Raw genomic sequence first — 22,473 nt, forward strand, 5'->3', positions numbered from 1 at the left:
TTATAGTCTGGCGTTGACTTTTGGCACGCTGTTGAGTTCTCAAGGAACGGACGCTTCCTTTGTACTCACCCGAGAGACTCTCTCAGGCTTTCCTCCGGGCGCTTCCCTTCGGTGTTTCCAACCTTACCAGATCCGTTTTCCGTTCCGTTTCCGGTTCGGATTCCGTTTCCGGCCCCCTGTTGGAGCGGGGTTTCGCCTTCTCGCTTTCGCTTTCCGGCGGTGCCGACTTTATCAGATCCGATTCAGTCGGCTTTTCCGACCGCCTGACGTTCTCGCCCTCACGCCGAAGCGCTTCAGGGTTCCCGTCGCGGTGGAGCCGTAAACGTACTGGACGGCCGCGCCCGGATGCAAATCGAGGCGGGCGCGGCCGTCCGGGTGGCTGACGGAACGTCAACCGGAGGTGCGTCAGACCTCGACGACCACGGGCAGGATCATCGGGCGCCGGCGGTACTGGTCCGACACCCAGCGGCCCACCGCGCGGCGGATCAGTTGCTGGAGCTGGTGCGGCTCGGCGATGCCGTCCGCGGCCGCCTTGGCGATGGATTCCTCGATCTTGGGCACCACGGCGTTGAACGACGCGTCGTCGATGCCGGAACCGCGGGCCTGGATCTGCGGACCGCTGACGACCTTGCCGGTCGTGGAGTCGACGACCACGAAGACCGAGATGATGCCCTCGTCGCCCAGGATGCGGCGGTCCTTCAGGGAGGACTCGGTGACGTCGCCGACCGAGAGGCCGTCCACGTACACGTAGCCCGCCTGGACCTTGCCGACGATCTTGGCTGCGCCGTCGACCAGGTCGACGACCACGCCGTCCTCGGCGATGACGATGTGGTTCTTCGGCACACCGGTCAGCGCGCCCAGCTCGGCGTTGGCGCGCAGGTGGCGCCACTCGCCGTGCACCGGCATCAGGTTCCGCGGCTTGCAGATGTTGTAGAAGTACAGCAGCTCGCCCGCGGAGGCGTGACCGGAGACGTGGACCTTGGCGTTGCCCTTGTGGACGACGTTGGCCCCCCACCGGGTCAGGCCGTTGATCACGCGGTAGACCGCGTTCTCGTTGCCCGGGATGAGGGACGACGCCAGGATCACGGTGTCGCCCTGGACGATCCGGATCTGGTGGTCGCGGTTGGCCATCCGGGACAGCGCGGCCATCGGCTCGCCCTGGGAGCCCGTGCAGACGAGCACGACCTCCTCGTCCGGAAGGTCGTCCAGCGCCTTGACGTCGACGACCAGGCCGGCCGGGACGCGCAGGTAGCCCAGGTCACGGGCGATGCCCATGTTGCGGACCATCGAGCGGCCGACGAAGGCGACCCGGCGGCCGTACTCGTGGGCCGCGTCCAGGATCTGCTGGATACGGTGGACGTGGCTGGCGAAGCTGGCGACGATGATGCGCTTCTGGGCGCCGGCGAAGACCGTCCGCAGCACGTTGGAGATGTCGCGCTCCGGCGGCACGAAGCCGGGGACCTCGGCGTTGGTGGAGTCCACCAGCAGCAGGTCGATGCCCTCCTCGCCGAGCCGCGCGAACGCGGGCAGGTCGGTGAGGCGGCGGTCCAGCGGGAGCTGGTCCATCTTGAAGTCGCCGGTGTGCACCACCATGCCGGCGGGCGTGCGGATGGCGACCGCCAGCGCGTCCGGGATGGAGTGGTTGACCGCCACGAACTCCAGGTCGAACGGGCCGATGGCCTCGCGGTGGCCCTCGACGACCTCGAGGGTGTACGGGCGGATGCGGTGCTCCTGGAGCTTCGCCTCGATCAGCGCGAGGGTCAGCTTCGAACCGATCAGCGGGATGTCCGGCTTCTCGCGGAGCAGGTAGGGGACGCCGCCGATGTGGTCCTCGTGGCCGTGCGTGAGCACGATGCCGTCGATGTCGTCCAGGCGGTCCCGGATGGACGTGAAGTCCGGCAGGATCAGATCGACTCCGGGCTGCTCCTCCTCCGGGAAAAGCACTCCGCAGTCGACGATCAGCAGACGGCCGCCGTACTCGAAGACCGTCATGTTGCGGCCGATCTCGCCGAGACCGCCGAGGGGCGTGACGCGCAGGCCGCCCTCGGGCAGCTTCGGCGGGGGACCGAGTTCAGGGTGCGGGTGACTCAAAAGACTCTCCTCACCACGCACGCCACATGTCCCGGGGACACATGGCGCGCGTGACATTCGTGCACTTGCAGTTATGGGTTACCGGTGTGCGGTTGTTGAATGCTTGTTCAGTTGTTCGGTTGTGCGTCATCTGTGAAGCGATATTCGGTTGTGAAGTCTGTGGGCGGCCCGTCGCGCGATGGCGCGGACGTCGGCACGCCCCCTGTCAGAGCTGTACCCCGCCGGCCGCCAGATCGCGCTTGAGCTGTTCGGTCTGCTCGGGGCCGAGCTCGACCAGCGGCAGTCGCAGCGGCCCGGACGGCAGGCCCTGGAGGGCCAGCGCCCGCTTGGTGGTGATCACACCCTGGGCCCGGAAGACGCCGGTGAAGACCGGCAGCAGCCGCTGGTGGATCGCCGTCGCCTTGGTGACGTCACCGGAGAGGTGGGCCTCCAGCAGGGCGCGCAGCTCGGGAGCGACGAAGTGGCCGACCACCGAGACGAAGCCGGCCGCGCCCACGGACAGGAGCGGCAGGTTCAGCATGTCGTCGCCGGAGTACCAGGCCAGGCCGCTGCGGCTGAGGGCCCAGCTCGCGGCTCCGAGGTCGCCCTTGGCGTCCTTGTTGGCGACGATGCGGGGGTGCTCGGCGAGCCGGACCATCGTCTCGGTCTCGATCGCGGTGCCGCTGCGGCCCGGGATGTCGTAGAGCATCACCGGGAGCTCGGTGGCGTCGGCGATCGTGGTGAAGTGACGGTACAGGCCCTCCTGCGGGGGCTTGTTGTAGTACGGCGTCACGGCCAGTAGGCCGTGGGCGCCCGCCCGCTCGGCTGCGCGGGCCAGCTCGACGCTGTGCCGGGTGTCGTTGGTACCGGCTCCGGCCACGACGTGCGCCCGGTCGCCGACGGCCTCCACGACCGCCCGTACGAGCTGTGCTTTCTCCGCGTCGCTGGTGGTGGGCGACTCGCCGGTGGTGCCGTTGACGACGAGGCCGTCGTTGCCGGCGTCGACCAGGTGGGCGGCCAGCCGCTGCGCGCCGTCGAGGTCGAGGGCACCGTCGGAGGTGAAGGGGGTGACCATCGCGGTCAGGACCCGTCCGAAGGGCGTCTGCGGTGTGGAGATCGGAGCCATGAGGGCCACGCTACTCGTTGCTCACCGTGAGGTACTCCCTCGGGGAGTGTGCAATGGATCCCGGCACTGCCTGCTCGGGGGTTCAAACAGTGCCGGGTCCGTTTATTCAGCCTAAATGAAGAGGTCGAAAGGTCGCAATACGGACAACCCGCCTCCTGGGGGCAACCCGCCCCTCCCCGGGCGCCCCGGATCATGGAGTGGCACGGCTCGGCCGCGCCGAAGGCGGAGGCGGCGGCGGAGGTGAGGTGGCGGCGGCCCCGGCCCGCGCGGCCTCCGTCCCCCGGGCTCCCGGACTCCGTCCCGTGGGTCCCCGCCCTCGTCCCATGAGCGGGTCGGTTGAGATTTTTCACAGGCGTCACAGAAATCGGGCACCAAAAGGGGCGTTCGAGCGTCTTTACGGGTGACAGCCACCTCGAGGTTCCTAGGAGAGCCCAACATGTTCCGCCGGCGAGAGCCCGTACCGTTCGCCTTCGTCGCCGAAGCCGAGCGGTATCGCAGCAACATCACGCCGCCTCCGCAGCGCGCCAGCCGCTCGCAGATCGTCGGGCGGGTGCTGATGGGGCTGACGGTCGCCGCCGGGCTGGTCGGAGCGCTTCTGTTCGGCCTGCCCGCGATGGACACCAGCTCGCAGAACACGCAGCACTCGCAGAGTTCGCAGGCGTCCGACCGCTGAGGGCGGTTCACCCGAAAAGGGCCCGGTCGGAGACGACCGGGCCCTTTCGCGCGCCAAGGCGGTGCGCTCAGCGCGCCGACCGCACGGGCTTCCCGTCGTGCAGCGCGATCGCCCGCTGCATGGCCTTCCGGGCGCGCGGGGTGTCCCGCGCGTCGTGGTAGGCCACGGCGAGCCGGAACCAGTTGCGCCAGTCGTCCGGCGCGGCCTCCGTCTCGGCCCGGCGGCGGGCGAAGACGGCGTCCGCCGAGTCCCGGTTCACCCGGCCGCTCGGCGTCCGCTCCAGCTCGTCGACGGGCAGTCCGCCCTCGGCCTCCAGTTCACGCGCCAGCCGGTTGGCATCCCGTGCGAACTTGGTGGTCTGGTAGAGGAACCAGGCGCCGATGAACGGCAGGATCAGGACGGCGATGCCGAAGGTGACGGTGATCGCGGTGCCCTGTTGGACGAGCATGACGCCGCGGCTGCCGACCAGGACGAAGTAGACGACCAGGACGGCGGCCAGCCCGCAGTAGACGATCTTCGCGCGCATCGTCGATCAGCCCAGGTCCAGGAAGTGTTCGAGGCCGAAGGTCAGCCCCGGGGTCCGCGGCACACGGCGGGCACCCAGCAGGATGCCCGGCATGAAGCTGCTGTGGTGCAGCGAGTCGTGCCGGATGGTGAGCGTCTCGCCGGTGTCGCCGAGCAGTACCTCCTGGTGGGCCAGCAGGCCGCGCAGCCGGACGGAGTGGACGGGCACCCCGTCGACGTCGGCGCCGCGCGCGCCGTCCAGGGCCGTCGTGGTGGCGTCGGGCTGCGGCGGGCACCCGGCCTCGCGCCGCGCGGCGGCGATGAGCTGCGCGGTGCGGGTGGCGGTGCCGGAGGGGGCGTCCGCCTTGTTCGGGTGGTGCAGTTCGACGACCTCGACCGACTCGAAGAACCGGGCGGCCTGCCGGGCGAAGGTCATCGTCAGGACGGCGCCGATGGAGAAGTTCGGCGCGATGAGCACGCCGGTCGACGGGGCGGCGTCGAGCCAGGAGCGGAGCCGCGCGAGGCGGTCCTCGGTCCAGCCGGTGGTGCCGACGACGGCGTGGATGCCGTTGCGGACGCAGAACTCCAGGTTGTCCATGACGGAGTCGGGGTGCGTCAGCTCGACCGCGACCTGGGCCCCGGCGGCCGTCATGGCCTCCAGGTCGTCGCCCCGGCCCAGCGCGGCCACCAGTTCCATGTCGTCGGCGGCCTCGACGGCCCGGACGGCCTCGGAGCCGATGCGGCCCCGGGCGCCGATGACCGCCACGCGCAGCTTGCTCATCGTTCCTGCTTCCTTCAGCGGTGTCCTGTGGACTTCAAGCGGTGACCCTGCGAAACGGCCTGCGGACGGCCTACGCGACGGCCTCGTGCAGGCGCGCGGCCTGCTTGTCCTTCAGCGGGCCGATCACGGACAGCGAGGGACGCTGCCCCAGTACGTCGCGGGCCACCGCGCGGACCTCGTCCGGGGTGACGGCCGAGATGCGGGCCAGCATGTCGTCGACCGACATCTGCTCGCCCCAGCACAGCTCGCTCTTGCCGATGCGGTTCATCAGCGCGCCGGTGTCCTCCAGGCCGAGGACCGTGGAGCCGGCGAGCTGACCGATCGCGCGGCCGATCTCCTCGTCGGACAGGCCCTCCGAGGCGACCAGGTCGAGCTGGTCGCGGCAGATCCGCAGCACGTCGTGGACCTGGCTCGGGCGGCAGCCGGCGTAGACGCCGAACAGGCCGCAGTCGGCGAAGCCGGACGTGTACGAGTAGACCGAGTAGGCGAGACCGCGCTTCTCCCGGACCTCCTGGAAGAGGCGGGAGCTCATGCCGCCGCCGAGCGCCGTGTTGAGCACGCCGAGCGCCCAGCGGCGCTCGTCGGTGCGGGCCAGGCCGGGCATGCCGAGGACGACGTGCGCCTGCTCGGTCTTGCGGCCCAGCAGCTCCACGCGGCCCGCGGTGCGGATGGTGCGGGAGCCGGAGCGCGGCGTGACGGGCTCGGCGTCCGTGCGGGACAGCGCGCCGGCCCGGTCGAACGCGGCGCGGACCTGGCGGACGACCTTGGCGTGGTCGACGTTGCCCGCGGCGGCGACGACGAGGCGGGTGGGGTCGTAGTGCTTCTTGTAGAAGCGCGCGATCTGGTCGCGGCCCAGCGCGTTGATCGTGTCGACGGTGCCCAGCACCGGGCGGCCGAGGGGGGTGTCGCCCAGCATGGTGTGCGCGAACAGGTCGTGCACGCAGTCGCCGGGGTCGTCCTCGGTCATGGCGATCTCTTCGAGGATCACCCCGCGCTCGGCGTCCACGTCCGCCGCCTCGATCAGGGACCCGGTGAGCATGTCGCAGACGACGTCGATGGCCAGCGGCAGGTCGGTGTCGAGGACACGCGCGTAGTAGCACGTGTACTCCTTGGCCGTGAAGGCGTTCATCTCGCCGCCGACCGCGTCGATCGCGGCCGAGATGTCGAGCGCGCTGCGCTTGGCCGTGCCCTTGAAGAGCAGGTGCTCCAGGTAGTGGGTGGCGCCGTTGAGCGTCGGGGTCTCGTCGCGGGAGCCGACGTTGGCCCAGATGCCGAAAGTGGCGGAGCGGACGGACGGCAGGGTCTCGGTGACGATGCGCAGGCCGCCGGGGAGGGTGGTCCTGCGGACCGTGCCGATGCCGTTCTCGCCCTTGAGAAGCGTTTGGGTACGGGCGACGGCCCGCCCCTCCGAGGAGGTGCGGGCCGTCTTCCGTGTACTACGGGACGTCACTTGGCGGACTCGTCCTTGGTCTCGTCGGCGGTGTCGTCGTTCTCGCCCTCGATCACGGGGATCAGGGAGAGCTTGCCGCGCTGGTCGATCTCGGCGATCTCGACCTGGACCTTGGCGCCGACGCCGAGCACGTCCTCGACGTTCTCCACGCGCTTGCCACCGGCGAGCTTGCGGATCTGCGAGATGTGCAGCAGGCCGTCCTTGCCGGGCATGAGGGAGACGAAGGCACCGAAGGTGGTGGTCTTGACGACCGTGCCCAGGTACCGCTCGCCGACCTCCGGCATGGTCGGGTTGGCGATCGAGTTGATCGTGGCGCGGGCGGCCTCGGCCTGCGAGCCGACCTGGGCACCGATGTAGATGGTGCCGTCGTCCTCGATGGTGATCTCGGCGCCGGTGTCCTCCTGGATCTGGTTGATCATCTTGCCCTTGGGGCCGATGACCTCACCGATCTTGTCCACCGGGATCTTGACGGTGATGATCCGCGGGGCGTTGGGGGACATCTCGTCCGGCGTGTCGATGGCTTCCATCATCACGTCGAGGATGTGCAGGCGGGCGTCGCGGGCCTGCTTGAGGGCCGCGGCCAGGACGGAGGCCGGGATGCCGTCCAGCTTGGTGTCGAGCTGGAGGGCGGTCACGAACTCCTTGGTGCCGGCGACCTTGAAGTCCATGTCGCCGAAGGCGTCCTCCGCACCGAGGATGTCGGTGAGGGCGACGTAGTGGGTCTTGCCGTCGATCTCCTGGGAGATCAGGCCCATGGCGATGCCGGCGACGGGGGCCTTCAGGGGCACACCGGCGTTCAGCAGCGACATGGTGGAGGCGCAGACCGAGCCCATGGACGTCGAGCCGTTGGAGCCGAGGGCCTCGGACACCTGGCGGATCGCGTAGGGGAACTCCTCGCGCGTCGGCAGCACCGGCACGATCGCGCGCTCGGCGAGCGCGCCGTGGCCGATCTCGCGGCGCTTCGGCGAACCGACGCGGCCGGTCTCACCGACGGAGTACGGCGGGAAGTTGTAGTTGTGCATGTAGCGCTTGCGCGTCACCGGCGAGAGCGTGTCGAGCTGCTGCTCCATGCGGAGCATGTTCAACGTGGTGACACCCAGGATCTGGGTCTCGCCGCGCTCGAACAGGGCCGAGCCGTGCACCCGCGGGATGGCCTCGACCTCGGCGGCCAGGGTGCGGATGTCCGTGATGCCACGGCCGTCGATCCGCTTCTTCTCCTTGATCACGCGCTCGCGGACCAACTGCTTGGTGAGCGAGCGGTACGCGGCGGAGATCTCCTTCTCGCGGCCCTCGAACTCCGGGAGGAGCTTCTCGGCGGCGAGCGCCTTGACGCGGTCCAGCTCGGCCTCGCGGTCCTGCTTGCCGGCGATGGTGAGCGCCTGGGCGAGCTCGGGGCGGACGGCGGCGGCGAGCGCCTCGAAGACGTCGTCCTGGTAGTCCAGGAAGATCGGGAACTCGCCCTCGGGCTTGGCGGCCTTCGCGGCGAGGTCGGCCTGGGCCTTGCAGAGCACCTTGATGAAGGGCTTCGCGGCCTCGAGACCGGCGGCGACGACCTCCTCGGTCGGCGCCTCGGCGCCGCCCGCGACCAACTGGATGGTCTTCTCGGTGGCCTCGGCCTCGACCATCATGATCGCGACGTCGCCGTCCTCCAGGGCGCGGCCCGCGACGACCATGTCGAAGACGGCGTCCTCGAGCTCGGTGTGCGTCGGGAAGGCCACCCACTGGCCGTTGATCAGCGCGACGCGGACGCCGCCGATCGGGCCGGAGAAGGGCAGGCCGGCCAGTTGCGTGGACGCGGACGCGGCGTTGATCGCCACGACGTCGTACAGGTGGTCGGGGTTGAGCGCCATGATCGTGGCGACGACCTGGATCTCGTTGCGCAGGCCCTTCTTGAAGGAGGGGCGCAGCGGGCGGTCGATCAGGCGGCAGGTGAGGATGGCGTCCTCGGAGGGCCGGCCCTCGCGGCGGAAGAAGCTGCCGGGGATCTTGCCGGCGGCGTACATCCGCTCCTCGACGTCCACCGTCAGCGGGAAGAAGTCGAGCTGGTCCTTGGGCTGCTTGGAGGCGCTGGTGGCCGACAGCACCATGGTGTCGTCGTCCAGGTACGCGACGGCGGAGCCGGCGGCCTGCTTGGCCAGGCGGCCCGTCTCGAAGCGGATGGTGCGGGTGCCGAAGGTGCCGTTGTCGATGACGGCCTCGGCGTAGTGGGTCTCGTTCTCCACCAGGGATATCTCCTCGTCGGATCCGTGTGCCGTCCGCGCCCGTGTGGCGGGACGGTGGTGGAGGGGCGCGCTGTGCTCTGTGCGGGCCGGTCTTCGATCGAAGCACCCGGAATTCCCCGTTCCGGGGGCCACTACCGAGGACCGGCGGAGAGTCCGCGCTCCTCCTCTATGCGTCGTGTTCGTTATGCCGTGCGTTGTGCCGTTGTGGGACCAGAGTACAAAGCTTCCCCGTCCCACGAGATACGCAAAGGGAGCGGCCCCCCGTAGTGGGAACCGCTCCCTTGGTCACGTCTTACTTGGCGCCGGCGGCACCGCGGCGGATGCCGAGGCGCTCGACCAGGGCGCGGAAGCGCGTGATGTCCTTCTTCGCCAGGTACTGCAGCAGGCGGCGGCGCTGGCCGACCAGCAGCAGCAGACCACGGCGGGAGTGGTGGTCGTGCTTGTGCTTCTTGAGGTGCTCGGTGAGGTCCGAGATGCGGCGGGTCAGCATCGCGACCTGGACCTCGGGGGAGCCGGTGTCGCCCTCCTTGGTGGCGAACTCGGACATGATCTGCTTCTTCGTAGCGGCGTCGAGCGACACGCGATACTCCTTCAGAGTCTCGTTTGGCCACCGAGTGCCCCTGGTCTTGGTCTCAGGGGAGCTTCCGTTACTCGGGAGGCGGGGTCCGCTGGGCGCTGTCCCCAGACGCCGCGGAGGGCGGTCCGGAGGCGCGTACACATACGGCCGTCACACAGCGTACCAGCAGCACCGGCCGGGGCGTCACCCGCTGGTCATGCTCCGGGCCGCGGAGTACACGTCGAGCACCGCGAGGCACAGGGGTACCAGGGCGAGCAGGAAGGCGCTCTCGGCGAGGTCGGAGAGGCGGCCCCAGAACGGGGAGAGCCCCTTCCTGGGGACGATCAGCGCCACGCCGACGACCAGCGCGGCCCCGGCGGCGACGGCCGCCGCCAGCCACACGGTGTGCACGTCGAGCGGGCCGCGGTCGCCGTCCAGGAGCATCTTGCGGACCGCTTCGCCGGGCGGGTTCAGGGCCAGGCCGAGCACCAGCAGGCCGAGGCCCGCGAGACCCGCCGTGAGGACGGACGCCACCTGCGCGGTGTAGCGGAAGAGGCGGGCCCGCAGCAGCATGGCGGCGCCGGTGGCGAGGGCCAGGAGCTGCGCCCATATGTCGTGGGAGAAGCCGAGGACGGCGCAGGCGCCGACGACGACGGCCGCACTGCCGCCCACCAGGCCGAGCAGCATCTCGTGGCCGCGGCGGGCCTGGGCGGCGACCCGGTCGGCGTCCACCGGGTCGGCGGCCGGGGCGCCCGGCTCGCGGTCGGGGCCGTCGGCGCCGGCCGAGCGCGGGGCGGCGTATCCGATGGGCAGCCGGGCGACGCGGGCGGAGAGGCCGGGCAGGAAGGCGAGGGCGCCGATCGCGACGACGGCGCAGACGGCGGCGGTGTCGGTGGGGCTCGCACCGGCCAGGATCGCGCAGAAGGTGGCGAGGGTGCCGACGGCCGAGGCGAAGACGGCGGCGACGAAGGGGGCGTCCCCGCTGGGCATGACCGCGGCGAGCACCACGGAGGCGACGAGGACGGTGACGGAGCCGAGCAGGAACTGGAGGCGGCCGACGCCCTCGCCGTCCCGGAGGGCGATCAGGCCGGATCCGGCGATCATCAGGTGCGGCAGGGCGCAGAGGCCCATGGCGACGGCGGAGGGCCGGTCGTCGTAGACCCGGGCGCGGGCGCCCGCGAGGGCCGTCAGCAGGATGCCGACCGCGGCGGCGATGATGCCGGGCAGGCTGTGCATGTCGTGCCGCGCGGGGTCGGCGAACCAGAGGACGAATCCCAGCAGGACGAGCAGCAGCGAGCCGCCGGCCAGGCCGGAGGCGCGCAGCAGCCGCTCGTTCCACAGGGTGCGGTCGCGGGCGACGGCGGAGGCGACGGCGTCGGCCACGTCGTCGTAGACGGCGGGCGGCAGCGACTCGGTGAACGGACGCAGGCGCAGGAGTGCGCCGTCGAGCACGCGCTGGGCGCCGAGCGAACGCGCCGGTTCGAGGACGGTGCCGTCGGTGCCCACCAGGTGGTAGCCGGGCGGAGTGGTCCCCTCGGCGGTGTGCCCGGTGAGCCGGAGGATCTCCGGGAGGAGATCGGCGACGGCGACGTCGTCGGGGAGGGCGACGTCGATCCGGCTGTCGGGCGCGACGACCGTCACACGGCTGTAACCGGTCGTTGTGGTCGGACTCACCTTGGAGGGCCCCCTCGTTGCCTGCTGTTCCACCCGCCGGCCCCGCGGTCTCCCGCTGCTGGTCCCGCGTGTTGACGGGCCGACACCATACCGGGGGCCACCGCTGTGTTATGCACGTAGGATCATCGTCGCGCGGAGACAGGCCACCACCAGGGGGGCGCCGGTCGCAACCGCCCAGCCCGCACGCGAGGGATTGATACGCCGGTGAGTCAGATCGTCGTCAAACGTCCGCCCCGGGTCATGCCGCCCGAGCCCGACGCGGACGAGCTCCAGCTCGAATCCCCTCCCGAACTGCCCCGCGGGCAGCAGGAGGGCATGGCGATGCAGTTGCTGCCCATGCTCGGCATGGGCTCGTCGGTCGTCTTCTTCTTCATGCCCGGCACCCAGCCGTTCATGAAGATCATGGGCGTGATGATGCTGCTGTCGACGGTCGCGATGGCCATCGCGCAGGTCGTCCGCTACCGCAAGGGCTCGCAGGGCGCGGCCGTCGACGGCCGTCGCGACTACCTCAAGTACCTGGCGCAGACCCGGCGGAAGGTACGGCGCACGGCGCGGGCGCAGCGGGACGCGCAGTTCTATCTGCACCCCGGCCCCGAGCAGTTGTGGGCGCTGGTCGCCGAGCGCAGCCGGCTGTGGGAGCGGCGCGTCTCCGACAAGGACTTCGGGCAGGTGCGGATCGGGCTGGGTCCGCAGCAGCTCTGGACGCCGCTGGTGGCGCCGACGACGGCGCCGGTGGACGAGCTGGAGCCGCTGTCGGCCGGTGCCATGCAGCAGTTCCTGGCGACGCACGGCTCGCTGGACGGGCTGCCGGTGGCCGTGTCGATGCGCGCCTTCTACCACCTCGTCGTCACCGGCGAGGCGGACGCCGTGCGGGGCGCCGCGCGGTCGATGGTGGCCGGGCTGGCCGCCCTGCACTCCCCCGACGACCTGGTGATCGCGGTGGTCGCGGAGCGGGAGGCCGCGCCGGAGTGGGACTGGACCAAGTGGCTGCCGCACACCCAGGCGCCCGGCACGGCCGACGGCGCGGGCACAAAGCGGCTGTTCAGCGACCACCTCCCGGAGGTCGAGGAGCTGCTGGGCAAGCGGCTGGAGGGGCGCACCCGGTTCAGCCGGGACGCCCAGCCGCTGCTGGACCAGCCGCACGTGGTGGTGGTGCTGGACGGCGGCGCGGTGCCGCCGGAGTCGCTGCTCGCCTCGCCCGAGGGGCTGCAGGGCGTCACCGTCCTGGAGATCGCCCCCGGTGAGGAGGACGAGCCGCGCGGCGGGCTGTGCGTCACCGTCCGGCCGGGCGCGCTGCGCCTGGAGTCGGCGACCGCCGTCTACCAGGGCGTCCCCGACGACCTGCCGGTGCCGGTCGCGGAGGCGCTGGCCCGGCAGATGGCCCCGCTCTGTCTGGGCGGCGGCGGGGAGGACGAGGAACCGCTGCTGGCCAACCTGGAGTTCACCGACCTGCTGGGGCTGGGCGACGCCGCCTCGGTGGACACGGCCGCGACCTGGCGGCCGCGCTCCCGGGCCGAGCGGCTGCGGGTGCCGATCGGCGTCGGCGAGGACGGCGCGCCCGTCATGCTCGACCTCAAGGAGGCCGCGGAGGACGGCATGGGCCCGCACGGCCTGTGCGTCGGCGCGACCGGTTCCGGAAAGTCGGAGCTGCTGCGGACGCTGGTGCTGGGCCTGGCCGTCACCCACTCCTCGGAGAACCTGAACTTCGTCCTCGCCGACTTCAAGGGCGGCGCGACGTTCTCCGGCATGTCCGACATGCCGCACGTCGCGGCCGTCATCACCAACCTCGCCGACGACCTGACCCTCGTCGACCGCATGCGCGACTCCATCACCGGTGAGCTCCAGCGCCGCCAGGAGCTGCTGCGCGCCGCGGGCAACTACGCCAACCTCAACGACTACGAGAAGGCGCGGGCCGCGGGCGCGCCGCTGGAACCGCTGGCCTCGCTGGTGCTGGTCATCGACGAGTTCAGCGAGCTGCTCAGCGCGAAGCCCGACTTCATCGACATGTTCATCCAGATCGGCCGTATCGGCCGGTCCCTGGGCGTGCACCTGCTGCTGGCCTCGCAGCGGCTGGAGGAGGGCCGGCTGCGCGGCCTGGACACCTACCTGTCGTACCGGATCGGTCTGCGGACCTTCTCCGCCGCCGAGTCCCGTACCGCGCTGGGCGTGCCGGACGCGTACCACCTGCCGTCCGTCCCCGGCTCCGGCTACCTGAAGTTCGGCACCGACGAGATGACGCGGTTCAAGGCCGCCTACGTGTCGGGCACCTACCGCAACGGCGCCGGCACCCTGACCCGGACCGGCCCGCTGCCCGCCGACCGCCGTCCGGTGCTCTTCACGGCGGCGCCGGTGCCGGTCCGCTACCGGGCGCCGGACCCCGACTTCGACTGGGCCCCGCAGCGGCCGGACGACGACGCCCTCGCCGACACCGTCCTCGACGTCATCGTCCGCCGGCTGGAGGGCCAGGGGCCGGCCGCCCACCAGGTGTGGCTGCCGCCGCTGAACAAGGCGCCGTCCATGGACCAGCTCCTCCCCCGGCTCACCGCCACCCCCGAGCGCGGGCTGCACTGCCCGGACCCGCAGACGACCGGCGGCCTGCGGGTTCCGCTCGGCCTGCTGGACAAGCCGTTCGAGCAGCGCCGTGACGTCCTCGTCCGGGACTTCTCCGGCGCGGCCGGCCACATGCTGATCGTCGGCGGCCCGCGGTCCGGCAAGTCCACGCTGCTGCGCACGCTGATCGCCGGGTTCGCGCTCACCCACACCCCGCACGAGGTGCAGTTCTACGGGCTGGACTTCGGCGGCGGCGGGCTGAGCGCCGTCGAGGGACTGCCGCACGTCGGCGGCGTCGCCTCCCGGCTGGACCCGGAGAAGATCCGCCGCACGGTCGCCGAGGTGACCGGCGTCCTCAACCGGCGGGAGGAGTTCTTCCGCGACAACAACATCGACTCCATCGCCACCTACCGCCGGCTGCGCGCCGCCGGACGGCTGCCCGACGAGCCGTGGGGCGACGTCTTCCTCGTCATCGACGGCTGGCAGACGTTCAAGACGGACTACGAGATGCTGGAGCCGTACATCGCCGACATCACCACGCGCGGTCTCGGTCTCGGCGTCCACCTCGTCGTCACCGTCTCCCGCTACCTGGAGATGCGGGCCGCGCTCAAGGACCAGTTCCTGAGCCGGCTGGAGCTGCGGCTCGGCGACCCGCTCGACTCCGAGCTCGACCGGAAGATCGCGGTGAACGTCCCGGTGGGCGTGCCCGGCCGCGGCATCACCGCCGAGAAGCTGCACTTCCTGGCCGGCCTGCCGCGTATCGACGGCGGTTCGGGCGGCGGCGACGACCTTTCCGACGCCACCGCCGACTTCGTCAAGGCGTCCGCCGACGCCTGGCCGGGCCCGCACGCGCCGCAGGTCCGGATGCTGCCGCGGATGCTGTCCGCCCGCGAACTGCCCGACGGGCACGCGCAGCCGGGCCGCGGGGTCGCCATCGGCCTCGACGAGATGAACCTCGCGCCGGTCTTCGTCAACTTCGACACCGACCCGTTCTTCGCGGTGTACGGCGAGAGCGAGTCCGGCAAGACGGCGCTGCTGCGGCTGCTCATCAAGCAGCTCACCGAGCGGTACACGCCCGAGGAGGCGCTGTTCCTCGTCGCGGACTACCGGCGCAGCCTGCTGGAGTGCGTGCCGGAGCCCTACCTGGTGGGCTACGCCACCACCCAGAACGCCTTCGACACCTACCTCACCGACATGAACACCCTGATCGGCAGCCGCATCCCGGGCACGGACGTGACCCCGCAGCAGCTCCGGGACAGGAGTTGGTGGAAGGGTCCGCGGGCATTCATCATCGTGGACGACTACGACCTGGTCGCCACGTCCTCCGGCAACCCGATGGCGCAGCTCGTCGACAACCTCCCCTACGCGCGCGACGCCGGCGTCAACATCATCCTGGCCCGCAGCAGCGCGGGCGCCGGCCGCTCGGCGTACGAGCAGTTCATCCAGCGCTTCAAGGAGCTGGGCGCCCAGGGTGTGCTGCTGTCCGGCAACCCGGGCGAGGGCGAACTCCTCGGCAACGTCAAGCCGCGCCCGCTGCCGCCGGGACGAGGGCTGTTCGTATCGCGACGGGGCGGGGCTTCGCTGGTGCAGACGGGATGGGTGGCGGCCGCGGAGTAGATGCAGGAGCAGGAGTAGGAGGATGCCGGGTGGGGGCGCGGTGCGGTTCGGGCGCCGCGCTTCCGCCTCAGGCCGTGAAGAAGGGGCTCGCGTCCGGCAGCGGTGTCCCGGCGAGACGGGTGGCGAAGGCCGCGTACGCGTCGTCGCCCAGGTGGTAGTCCCCGCTCCAGTGCTGGTAGAAGCACCGGCCGAGGTCGTCCATCAGGATGAGGCCGCCCTCGGAGGTTTCGCCGCCGACGGGGAACAAGCGGCGGCCGAGGGCCGTGGCGAAGGCGGCGATGTCGTCGGTGTCGCCCTCGTAGCCGACGGTGGGGTCGACGATCCACCGGATCTCCGGCGTCTCCGGGTAGGGCAGTTCGAGGAGGCCGAACGAGCCGAGGAAGCGGAGGGCGGCCGGGGGCGGGTCCAGTACGTGGCCGTGGCGGGCGGCGCCGGCGACGCGTTCGTCCACGAGGTCCCGGATCCAGGGGCCCACGTCGCGGCCGGGGGTCCAGCCGCAGGTGCGGAGCCAGTCGCCCAGGGCGGGCGGTGGCACCGGCGGGAGCAGCCGGGGCTTGGGGACGGCGGACGGCAGGGCCGCGGTGAAACGCTCGATGTCGCGGTGGAGAGCGGCGGGCGTCTCCGTCAGTTCCTCGAGGAGCGCGACCATCCGGCGGGCGGCTTCGGGAGCGGCGGCCCATACGCCCGCGTCCAGTCGGAGCAGGGCAGCGAGCAGGACATCGTCGGGCTGTCGGTCCGTGTCCCCCTCGGTCAGCTCGGCGAGGCCGGGGCGGAGAGTGTCCAGGGCGACCGGGAGGAGATGGGGCACGCCGACGCCCTGTCCGAGCAGCCGCCCCAGCTCCTGGGCGGTGAGGGTGCCGACGGGGCGGCGACGCAAGGCGTGCACGGCGGCGACGAGGGCCGTGGCATCCGGCGGCGGATCCCCCCAGGACCGGCCTTCGAGCTCGTCCAGGGAGCGGGTGCGGTCGGGGTGCTCGGGGGCGGGGGTCGGCATCGGGGACTCCGGTACGTCGGGGGCTTGGTGAGGGTCCGCCTCACGGCTCCCGGAGGGGGAACCGCCAGGCGTCGGTGGCCGAGCACCGGCGGCGGTTGGCGAGCGCCTTCCGGACGCCCGTGCCGAGGTAGTACGTGCCGGAGGGGTGGACGAGGAAGAAGCGGTCGGTCTCGTCGATGAGGAGGACCGAGCCCTCGTCCGTCTCATAGCCCACGGGGAAGAGGCGCTGCCCCAGGTGTGCGGCCAGTTCCGCGACCTCCTCGGCGATTTCGGCGTGACCGCCGTTCGGCTCGAGGATCAGGCGCACGAGGTCGGTGAGGGGCAGCACCAGGGTGCCATACGTCCGGAGGAACGCTTTCGCGGTCGCGGTGAGAGTCAGTTCCTCGCCTTGGTCGCGGAAGTCCCGGACGCGCTCGGCGACGAGGGCCGTGAGCGCGGCGTCGCCGATGTCGCGGCCGGGGAACCAGCCGTGGGTGGTGAGCCAGACTTCGGTCGGGTGGGGCTCGTCTGACTCGTGGGGCTCGGCTGGTTCGGGGGGCTCGGCTGGTTCGGGGGGCTCGGCTGATCCGTGGGGCTTGGGGAGCTTGGGGGGCTTGGGCGGCCCGTCGCCGCCGGCTGGTCTTGTTGCCGTCATGGCCGCACCCGTTGCCGCACGGGCGATCTCCTCTCGACGCCCGGTCAGGCGCTCGGGACCGGGGCGGCGCCGGCCGTCGGCCGGCCCGCGGGGCCGAGCGGGCGCTGGCCCGCGTAACCGGACAGTTCGCCGAGGGCGCCGGCGAGGCCGTCCCCCTTCTCCAGGACCGTGCGGGCCTCCGCCGCCAGCCGCACGCCGATGCCCTCGGCGCCCTGCCGGCCGGCCGAGACGGTGCAGGTCACTCCGGGGTGCGGCCGCTTGCCGGAGATGCCGGGCAGAAGCTCGACGGCCTTCTCGGCCGCCCCGAGGGGAATCGAACCGATCGCCTCCCGGACGTCCTGGAGCAGTCGCTCCGCGCTGTCGTCCAACGAGCCCGCCGCGAGGCGGAAGGTTTCGTCCAGCCGGACGGGCCCGTGCCCGCGCAGGCCCACGACGCGGAAGCGCACGGCCCGGGTCGCGAGCAGTCCGTGCCGGTGCAGGACGTAGACGAGCACCATGGCCGTCTTGACCAGGTCGGCCACCACGTCCTCGTCCGGCAGGCGGCCGAGCGGCCACTGGTGCGCGGCGGCGGCGATCCGCCGCGGCGCACGTCCCTCGGCGAGCGCGGTCAGGCCCTCCTCCACCGACTCCCCGAGGGCCCACCAGCCACCGGTGTCGGCGGCGAACAGCCGCCCCCGCTCGTCGACGAGCAGCGGAGTGTCCGCGTCCGTGGCGCCCAGCGGGAACAACCGCACCCCGATCTCCCGGCCGAAGTCGACCGCGGCGCGAACGGTGAACCGGGCCCGCGCCGGGTCGACGACACACCCGCGCGCCGCCACCTCGGCCCCCGGCCCGACCGGACGCACGGTCAGCCCGTGGAACGACCGGAGCGCGCTCTCCGCCGCCGGAAAGGGCTCCCAGGACGCCGTGCCGTCCGGCGAGACGGTACTCACCGCCGTCAGCATGCCGTGCAAGGCGTTGTATCCGGCGTCCCGGTCGGGAGACCAGCCCGCCGCTGACAGGGCCTCGCGGCCTCTTCCGCTCATGGGCGACTGATCCTCACGCCCAGGCGGTCGAGGAGAGCGGTACAGGACCGGCACGGGAGGGTCACCTCGCCGTGCTCCGGGTCGCCCTCCTCTCGGATCTTCCGCGACATGATCAGCGCACCGGCGAAATGCGGCGCCCCTTCCTCCAGGGTGGTACTCCGACCGTCGCCACGGCTCTCGTCCAGCCCCCAGAACTGGTCCGAGACGAGAGCGGATTCGGCGCAGTAGCCGATGTAGGGCTCGCGGAGCCCGACGGGCAGCGTGTCGAAGAAGTGCCGTACGGCCGGGTGGAGGTCGGGGGTGCCCGGGCCGGACAGGTTGGTCATGCTGAAGATCTTGCCTTGCACGAGCAGGCTGGCGGCTACGCCGGGGATGGCATCAGACATAAAAATTCTCCGCGTCCTGCAAAACGTCGCCGGCGAGACGGGTGGCCAGGGCATCGAGAACCCCGTGCCCCATGTAATAAAACCCGGTGTCGTGGATGTAGAAGAAGCGCTCCTCTTCATCCATCACCACGATCGCACCTTCGTCCGTCTCGTAACCGACAGGAAAGACGGACATGCCGATTCCCTGAGCGAGCTCCTCGATGTCCGATCCGTCGTACTGGTAAGCCAACTCAGGATTCAGACACAGCACGAGGTCCGGATCATTGGGGTACGGAAGTTCAAGAAGCCCGTAAGAGCGGAGGAATGCACGAACCGTCGCGGGAGCCGTCATCGGGTACCCCTGCTCGCGGAGGTTCGCTTCCCGCCGGGCAATGGCGTCATCGGCGTCCTGACCGATGTCACGCTCGGGAAACCATCCGTTGTCACGGAGCCACGCCTCAATCTCAGCCGGGCTCTTTCTGGGCGGCATGCTGCCTCCTTGCGGTCCTTGCGAGGTTTCGTCAACCGGGTCGATTACTTGAGGGCCCTTACACCCATGACGGGAAGTGCACGTCTGCACGAGCGACAGGCCGGCTTGTAGTCACCGTGGTGGAGACTTTCCTCCCCTGGCTTCCTCGCCGGTTGATCACCTATCTGCTGCGTATGAATGACAGCGCCGTCCAGGGCTTCGCGGACCTGCTCGGGTGTTCGGATCTTCTGTCCGGTCGGGTCGAGCTGATGAAGCCTGTCGGAAATCAGCGCGACTTCGGCACATCGGCCGTGTCCGGCGCCCACGTGATGCTTGCCCTCCGCGTTGATCTCATCGCGCACTCTGTCATAGATGGCTTTCAAAGCCGGATGGGTATCAGGCTCCGCGATACCGTCCTTTTTCGAGAAGCTCGAGTGGGAGGTGATCACACCATTGTGAAGGAGGCTACCGGAGCAACCGCTCTTGAGACCGTCCTTACCTGTGTCCGACTTACCAAGCTTACTGGCCTGACTGCCCGCTGCCTGACGGGCTTTGAATACGTTCTGGGTCTCGTCACCCAGCTCTCGTGCTTCCCGGCGCAACGCGTGATGCTGCTGATCCTCATTCAGGTGGTCGACTCGCAGCGCCGGGCGACGGTAGTGCTTCATGCCGCCCGCGGTGCGCCCATGCCAGTTCGGCTGCGGATCCATGGGATGGCCTTGTGAACTGCCACCCGCATTGCCCCCTCCGGAACCACTGCCACCCTTGCCGCCGTGTCCTCCGCCCGCGCCGCCGGAGCCGTCCGCCGGTTTCCGGTCGGGGTGGCGGTTCTTGACGCCGTCCATGCCCTCCTGGACGTGCTTGTCGTGCTTCTTCTGGGCCTTGCCCGCCTCGGACAGGCCGTCTCCGACGTCGTTGAGGTGCTTTCTGAGCTGACCGTGGGCGTCGCCCAGCGACCGCATCGCCTTCTCGGTGACCTCTTCGATCGCCCTGGCCAGCGAGCCGCGGCCGCGAGTGCGCCCGAAGTGGTGACGGGAGGTGCGGAGGTGCTCCCCGCCCTTCTCGTGGAGGTGTCTGGAGTGGTCGTGCACCTTGCCGGTGAAGGTGTTGTGCTCGTGCTCGTCGAAGACGAGGTCGCCGGAGCCGCCACCCCCGCCGCCCGCACTGGCGAGGACGAGACCGCCTCCGGCGCCCCCGCCGCCGCCCGCGCTCGCGATCTTCAGGTTGTCCTTGCCGGCCTGGAGCGTCTGCTTGAGGTCGATGCCGTCCTGCGCGCCGAGGCCGTCGGAGACGACCTGGACGACCAGGTCCTGCGTCATGGAGTCCAGGGCCGCGAAGACCGGCCCCGTCACCACGGACATCACTTCCTGGACGGCGGCCTCGGCCGCCCCCTTCAGGATGCGCTTCACGACCGTGCGCGTGGCAGCGACCCCGCCCAGCGCGCCGAGCTCCGAGAAGCCCAGCGTGAACGGCGCTGCGGCCTGTGCGGTCGCCACCTCCGCAGCCAGCATGGTCAGTTGCACGATGGCCGCGCCCTTGGCACCGGCGACCACGACCGCCGCCGCGTCCAGCCCGCCCGCGAGCAGCCGGCCGGCCTCGGCGAGGTTGTGGAGGTGCTTGCCGTTGAGCTTGCGGACGTGTGCCTCGATGGCCTCCGTCATCTCGCCGCGGTTGGTGGAGACGAGCCGGTTCAGGGCGACGTTGGAGTCACCCCGGCCCTTGTCCACGTCGGTCGCGAAGCTCCGCAGCGACTTGGCCATGTCGCGGTAGTCGTCCTCGTCGACGTTCGGCCAGTTGACGCCGATCAGATCGAGCACGAAGGCCAATTTGTCCGGTAGGACGACTCCCATCTCTGTTTCCCCCGTCAAACCCTGTCAAGAAGCGAACTGCCTTGACCTTAGGCAAGAACCTGCCGCGCCTCAATTTCATCGCCCGTGGCGGAGCGCACACCTCCGGCCTGTCCGGCGGGACTTGCCGCAAGCCCCGGTGACACCTGCCCGGCGGCCGGTAGCCTGACCGCGGGCCCGGAGGCGTGGGCCCGCGGCGTTTCGTCACCCGTGCGGAAAGGAACTCCTCTGATGGCCACCCAGCGTGAGACGGAAGAGCTGTACGCCATGGACATCTCCGGCGTGGAATGGCTCAGCGCTCCCGACACCCCCACCAAGGAGCGGGTCGAGATCGCCTACCTCGAGGGCGGAGCCGTCGCCATGCGCAACTCCGAGGACCCGGACACGGTGCTGCGGTACACGGCGAGCGAGTGGCGGGCGTTCGTGCTGGGGGTGCGGGACGGCGAGTTCGACATCACGTGAGACGCCTGTGGCCCCTGCTGCCTCCCGAGGGAGGCGGCAGGGGCCACGGCGTACGGCGGCACGCTCGCTCGGCTCAGGAGCCGTTCTGCGGCGGGTACGGCGGGTGGGCCGGGTACGTGGGCTCCACCGGTGTCGTGCTGCCGTACGGGCCGACCGCCGGTGCGCCGGACTGTGCCAGTGCCTGCGCCTGTGCTTGCTGCCGCTTCCGCGCCTCGGCCTTGCGCCGGCTCCGACGCACCATCAGCGCCGCCAGCACCGCCCCCGGCACGACGATGGCCGCGGCCCCGCCGATGAACCAGGGCAGGTTGTCGTCCTTGCCCTTGGGCTTGTCCTTCTTGCCGGTCGCACCCGCGGGTTCGTGGGTCACGGGGGCGCTCGGGCTCACGCTTTTCGCGGAGTCCTTGCCGTCGGCGGCGGCGAGGAGGGGGTTGACGTCCGGGGGGCCGGGGTTGCCCTTGTTCTCCAGGACGTTCTCTCGCGGGCGAACCATGCCGAAGCCGACGTATTCGCTGGGTACCTTGCCGTTGGCCGGCCGGCCCGCGGTCTCCATGAGGACGCGCAGAACCTGGTTTCCGGTCCACTTGGGATGCAGGGACCAGACGAGGGCGGCACTGGCGGACGCCACGGCGGTGGCCTCACTGGTGCCCCCGCCCCGGCAGTAGCCGGACGGCGCGTCACAGGGGAGGAACACGTTTTCCCCCGGCGCGCCGAAGGCCACATGCGGTCCGTGGTTCGAGTACTTGGCCATGGCCAACTTGGCATCGAGCGCGGTGATGGCCGCAACCCCCGGGATCGCTGCCGGGAACTCGATGGCGTTGCCCTTCGCTCCCTCGTTCCCGCTGGCAGCGAAGACGATCTTGCCGCGCTTGACGGCATAGGCCACCGCGTCGCGGAGCCCCTTCTCCAGCCTCGGGGTCAGTCCGGCCTGTGCGGTGCCCATCGAAATGTTGATGATTCGCGCGTCGCTGTCCGCCGCATACCGAATCCCCTTGATGAGACGGTCGGTCTTGGGCTTCTCGTCCCCGACCTTCACGGAGAGGATCCGGGCATCCGGAGCGAGTCCGCGTACGTCATGCTCTCCCTCACCTTTCCCGGCGATGAGAGTGGCCATCGCCGTGCCGTGAGGGACCTTGTTTCCGCTCTCGTCATCCGGAGTCGCAGCGAAGCTGGGAGCGGTGCTGACCCGCCCTTCCAGGCCGGGCTGAGACGAGCGAACACCGCTGTCGACGACTGCGACCGTAATGCCCTTGCCAGTGGCGACCTTCCACATTTTCTCGGCCTGCATCGTTTCCAGATACCACTGGCGTTCACGCACCGGCTCGGCACCGGCCGGCGCCGTGCCGAAGGCGAGCAGAGAACCGATCGCGAAGACCACGGTCAGAGCTCGCCCGCCAAAGCCTCCGGTTTTCATCCTTCTCACGGTTCTCTGTCCACCATCCGATGCGTGTCTTCGA

Annotated in this window: 18 protein-coding genes; 3 read left to right on the forward strand and 15 right to left on the reverse strand. The window is 70.7% G+C overall.

Going from position 1 to position 22,473, the window contains the following annotated elements; all coding sequences use genetic code 11:
- Window positions 1–405: 405 nt before the first annotated feature.
- Window positions 406–2,091, reverse strand: coding sequence for a ribonuclease J (locus ACZ6X9_RS00005; protein ID WP_469775645.1), 1,686 nt, complete (start codon window positions 2,089–2,091; stop codon window positions 406–408).
- A 205-nt stretch (window positions 2,092–2,296) separates the two neighbouring features.
- On the reverse strand, window positions 2,297–3,196 hold the full coding sequence (dapA, locus tag ACZ6X9_RS00010; protein ID WP_469775646.1) for a 4-hydroxy-tetrahydrodipicolinate synthase: 900 nt from the start codon (window positions 3,194–3,196) through the stop codon (window positions 2,297–2,299).
- A 436-nt stretch (window positions 3,197–3,632) separates the two neighbouring features.
- On the opposite strand from dapA, the gene ACZ6X9_RS00015 reads away from it, so the two are divergent.
- Window positions 3,633–3,869: a hypothetical protein gene (locus ACZ6X9_RS00015; protein WP_469775647.1), complete on the forward strand. Its 237-nt coding sequence runs from the start codon at window positions 3,633–3,635 to the stop codon at window positions 3,867–3,869.
- Between the two features lie 67 nt (window positions 3,870–3,936).
- On the opposite strand, the gene ACZ6X9_RS00020 is transcribed toward ACZ6X9_RS00015, so the two are convergent.
- The 6 genes from ACZ6X9_RS00020 to eccD all read right to left on the reverse strand — a co-directional run bounded on the left by ACZ6X9_RS00020 (window position 3,937) and on the right by eccD (window position 11,056).
- Window positions 3,937–4,395, reverse strand: coding sequence for a hypothetical protein (locus ACZ6X9_RS00020; protein WP_469775648.1), 459 nt, complete (start codon window positions 4,393–4,395; stop codon window positions 3,937–3,939).
- 6 nt (window positions 4,396–4,401) lie between these two features.
- Window positions 4,402–5,154 carry a 4-hydroxy-tetrahydrodipicolinate reductase gene (dapB, locus tag ACZ6X9_RS00025; RefSeq protein WP_469775649.1) on the reverse strand — a complete coding sequence of 251 codons (753 nt, stop codon included), beginning with the start codon at window positions 5,152–5,154 and terminating at the stop codon, window positions 4,402–4,404.
- 70 nt (window positions 5,155–5,224) lie between these two features.
- Window positions 5,225–6,604 (reverse strand): M16 family metallopeptidase, encoded by a 1,380-nt coding sequence (locus ACZ6X9_RS00030; protein ID WP_469775650.1) that lies wholly within the window; start codon window positions 6,602–6,604, stop codon window positions 5,225–5,227.
- Window positions 6,601–8,826 (reverse strand): polyribonucleotide nucleotidyltransferase, encoded by a 2,226-nt coding sequence (locus ACZ6X9_RS00035; protein WP_469775651.1) that lies wholly within the window; start codon window positions 8,824–8,826, stop codon window positions 6,601–6,603. The genes ACZ6X9_RS00030 and ACZ6X9_RS00035 overlap by 4 nt, the downstream gene beginning before the upstream one ends.
- 292 nt (window positions 8,827–9,118) lie before the next feature.
- The gene (gene rpsO / locus ACZ6X9_RS00040) at window positions 9,119–9,406 is read right to left on the reverse strand and encodes a 30S ribosomal protein S15 (protein ID WP_185945964.1); all 288 of its coding nucleotides are present in this window, start codon (window positions 9,404–9,406) and stop codon (window positions 9,119–9,121) included.
- A gap of 180 nt (window positions 9,407–9,586) precedes the next feature.
- On the reverse strand, window positions 9,587–11,056 hold the full coding sequence (gene eccD, locus ACZ6X9_RS00045; RefSeq protein WP_469775652.1) for a type VII secretion integral membrane protein EccD: 1,470 nt from the start codon (window positions 11,054–11,056) through the stop codon (window positions 9,587–9,589).
- 204 nt (window positions 11,057–11,260) lie between these two features.
- Here eccD and eccCa point away from each other — a divergent pair, with 204 nt between their 5' ends.
- Window positions 11,261–15,223: a type VII secretion protein EccCa gene (gene eccCa, locus ACZ6X9_RS00050; RefSeq protein WP_469775653.1), complete on the forward strand. Its 3,963-nt coding sequence runs from the start codon at window positions 11,261–11,263 to the stop codon at window positions 15,221–15,223.
- A gap of 67 nt (window positions 15,224–15,290) precedes the next feature.
- On the opposite strand, the gene ACZ6X9_RS00055 is transcribed toward eccCa, so the two are convergent.
- Genes ACZ6X9_RS00055 through ACZ6X9_RS00080 form a run of 6 tightly spaced genes read right to left on the reverse strand, consistent with a single transcriptional unit; the run spans window position 15,291 to window position 20,527 of the window.
- A complete protein-coding gene (locus ACZ6X9_RS00055) occupies window positions 15,291–16,217 on the reverse strand; it encodes a contact-dependent growth inhibition system immunity protein (RefSeq protein ID WP_469775654.1) in 927 nt (308 codons plus the stop codon).
- A gap of 40 nt (window positions 16,218–16,257) precedes the next feature.
- On the reverse strand, window positions 16,258–16,851 hold the full coding sequence (locus tag ACZ6X9_RS00060) for an SUKH-3 domain-containing protein (protein ID WP_469775655.1): 594 nt from the start codon (window positions 16,849–16,851) through the stop codon (window positions 16,258–16,260).
- Window positions 16,852–16,895: 44 nt separating this feature from the next.
- A complete protein-coding gene (locus ACZ6X9_RS00065) occupies window positions 16,896–17,876 on the reverse strand; it encodes an SUKH-3 domain-containing protein (protein ID WP_469775656.1) in 981 nt (326 codons plus the stop codon).
- Window positions 17,873–18,262: a YwqJ-related putative deaminase gene (locus ACZ6X9_RS00070; RefSeq protein ID WP_469775657.1), complete on the reverse strand. Its 390-nt coding sequence runs from the start codon at window positions 18,260–18,262 to the stop codon at window positions 17,873–17,875. The genes ACZ6X9_RS00065 and ACZ6X9_RS00070 overlap by 4 nt, the downstream gene beginning before the upstream one ends.
- The gene (locus tag ACZ6X9_RS00075) at window positions 18,255–18,731 is read right to left on the reverse strand and encodes an SUKH-3 domain-containing protein (protein ID WP_469775658.1); all 477 of its coding nucleotides are present in this window, start codon (window positions 18,729–18,731) and stop codon (window positions 18,255–18,257) included. The genes ACZ6X9_RS00070 and ACZ6X9_RS00075 overlap by 8 nt, the downstream gene beginning before the upstream one ends.
- A 44-nt stretch (window positions 18,732–18,775) precedes the next feature.
- Window positions 18,776–20,527: a YwqJ-related putative deaminase gene (locus tag ACZ6X9_RS00080; RefSeq protein WP_469775659.1), complete on the reverse strand. Its 1,752-nt coding sequence runs from the start codon at window positions 20,525–20,527 to the stop codon at window positions 18,776–18,778.
- A gap of 261 nt (window positions 20,528–20,788) precedes the next feature.
- Between ACZ6X9_RS00080 and ACZ6X9_RS00085 the strand changes: the two genes are divergently transcribed.
- Window positions 20,789–21,019 carry a DUF397 domain-containing protein gene (locus tag ACZ6X9_RS00085; RefSeq protein ID WP_469775660.1) on the forward strand — a complete coding sequence of 77 codons (231 nt, stop codon included), beginning with the start codon at window positions 20,789–20,791 and terminating at the stop codon, window positions 21,017–21,019.
- Window positions 21,020–21,092: 73 nt separating this feature from the next.
- Here the strand turns inward: ACZ6X9_RS00085 and ACZ6X9_RS00090 are convergent, their stop codons facing one another.
- Window positions 21,093–22,430 carry a S8 family serine peptidase gene (locus ACZ6X9_RS00090; RefSeq protein WP_469775661.1) on the reverse strand — a complete coding sequence of 446 codons (1,338 nt, stop codon included), beginning with the start codon at window positions 22,428–22,430 and terminating at the stop codon, window positions 21,093–21,095.
- Window positions 22,431–22,473: the final 43 nt, after the last annotated feature.

The sequence above is a fragment of the Streptomyces sp. NPDC052910 genome (assembly GCF_055585605.1).

Coding starts and splice junctions, on each gene's coding strand:
- dapA (WP_469775646.1), bottom strand. CDS start 3,196: ATGGCTCCGATCTCCACACCGCAGACGCCCTTCGGACGGGTCCTGACC.
- ACZ6X9_RS00015 (WP_469775647.1), top strand. CDS start 3,633: ATGTTCCGCCGGCGAGAGCCCGTACCGTTCGCCTTCGTCGCCGAAGCC.
- ACZ6X9_RS00020 (WP_469775648.1), bottom strand. CDS start 4,395: ATGCGCGCGAAGATCGTCTACTGCGGGCTGGCCGCCGTCCTGGTCGTC.
- dapB (WP_469775649.1), bottom strand. CDS start 5,154: ATGAGCAAGCTGCGCGTGGCGGTCATCGGCGCCCGGGGCCGCATCGGC.
- ACZ6X9_RS00055 (WP_469775654.1), bottom strand. CDS start 16,217: ATGCCGACCCCCGCCCCCGAGCACCCCGACCGCACCCGCTCCCTGGAC.
- ACZ6X9_RS00060 (WP_469775655.1), bottom strand. CDS start 16,851: ATGACGGCAACAAGACCAGCCGGCGGCGACGGGCCGCCCAAGCCCCCC.
- ACZ6X9_RS00065 (WP_469775656.1), bottom strand. CDS start 17,876: ATGAGCGGAAGAGGCCGCGAGGCCCTGTCAGCGGCGGGCTGGTCTCCC.
- ACZ6X9_RS00070 (WP_469775657.1), bottom strand. CDS start 18,262: ATGTCTGATGCCATCCCCGGCGTAGCCGCCAGCCTGCTCGTGCAAGGC.
- ACZ6X9_RS00075 (WP_469775658.1), bottom strand. CDS start 18,731: ATGCCGCCCAGAAAGAGCCCGGCTGAGATTGAGGCGTGGCTCCGTGAC.
- ACZ6X9_RS00085 (WP_469775660.1), top strand. CDS start 20,789: ATGGCCACCCAGCGTGAGACGGAAGAGCTGTACGCCATGGACATCTCC.
- ACZ6X9_RS00090 (WP_469775661.1), bottom strand. CDS start 22,430: ATGAAAACCGGAGGCTTTGGCGGGCGAGCTCTGACCGTGGTCTTCGCG.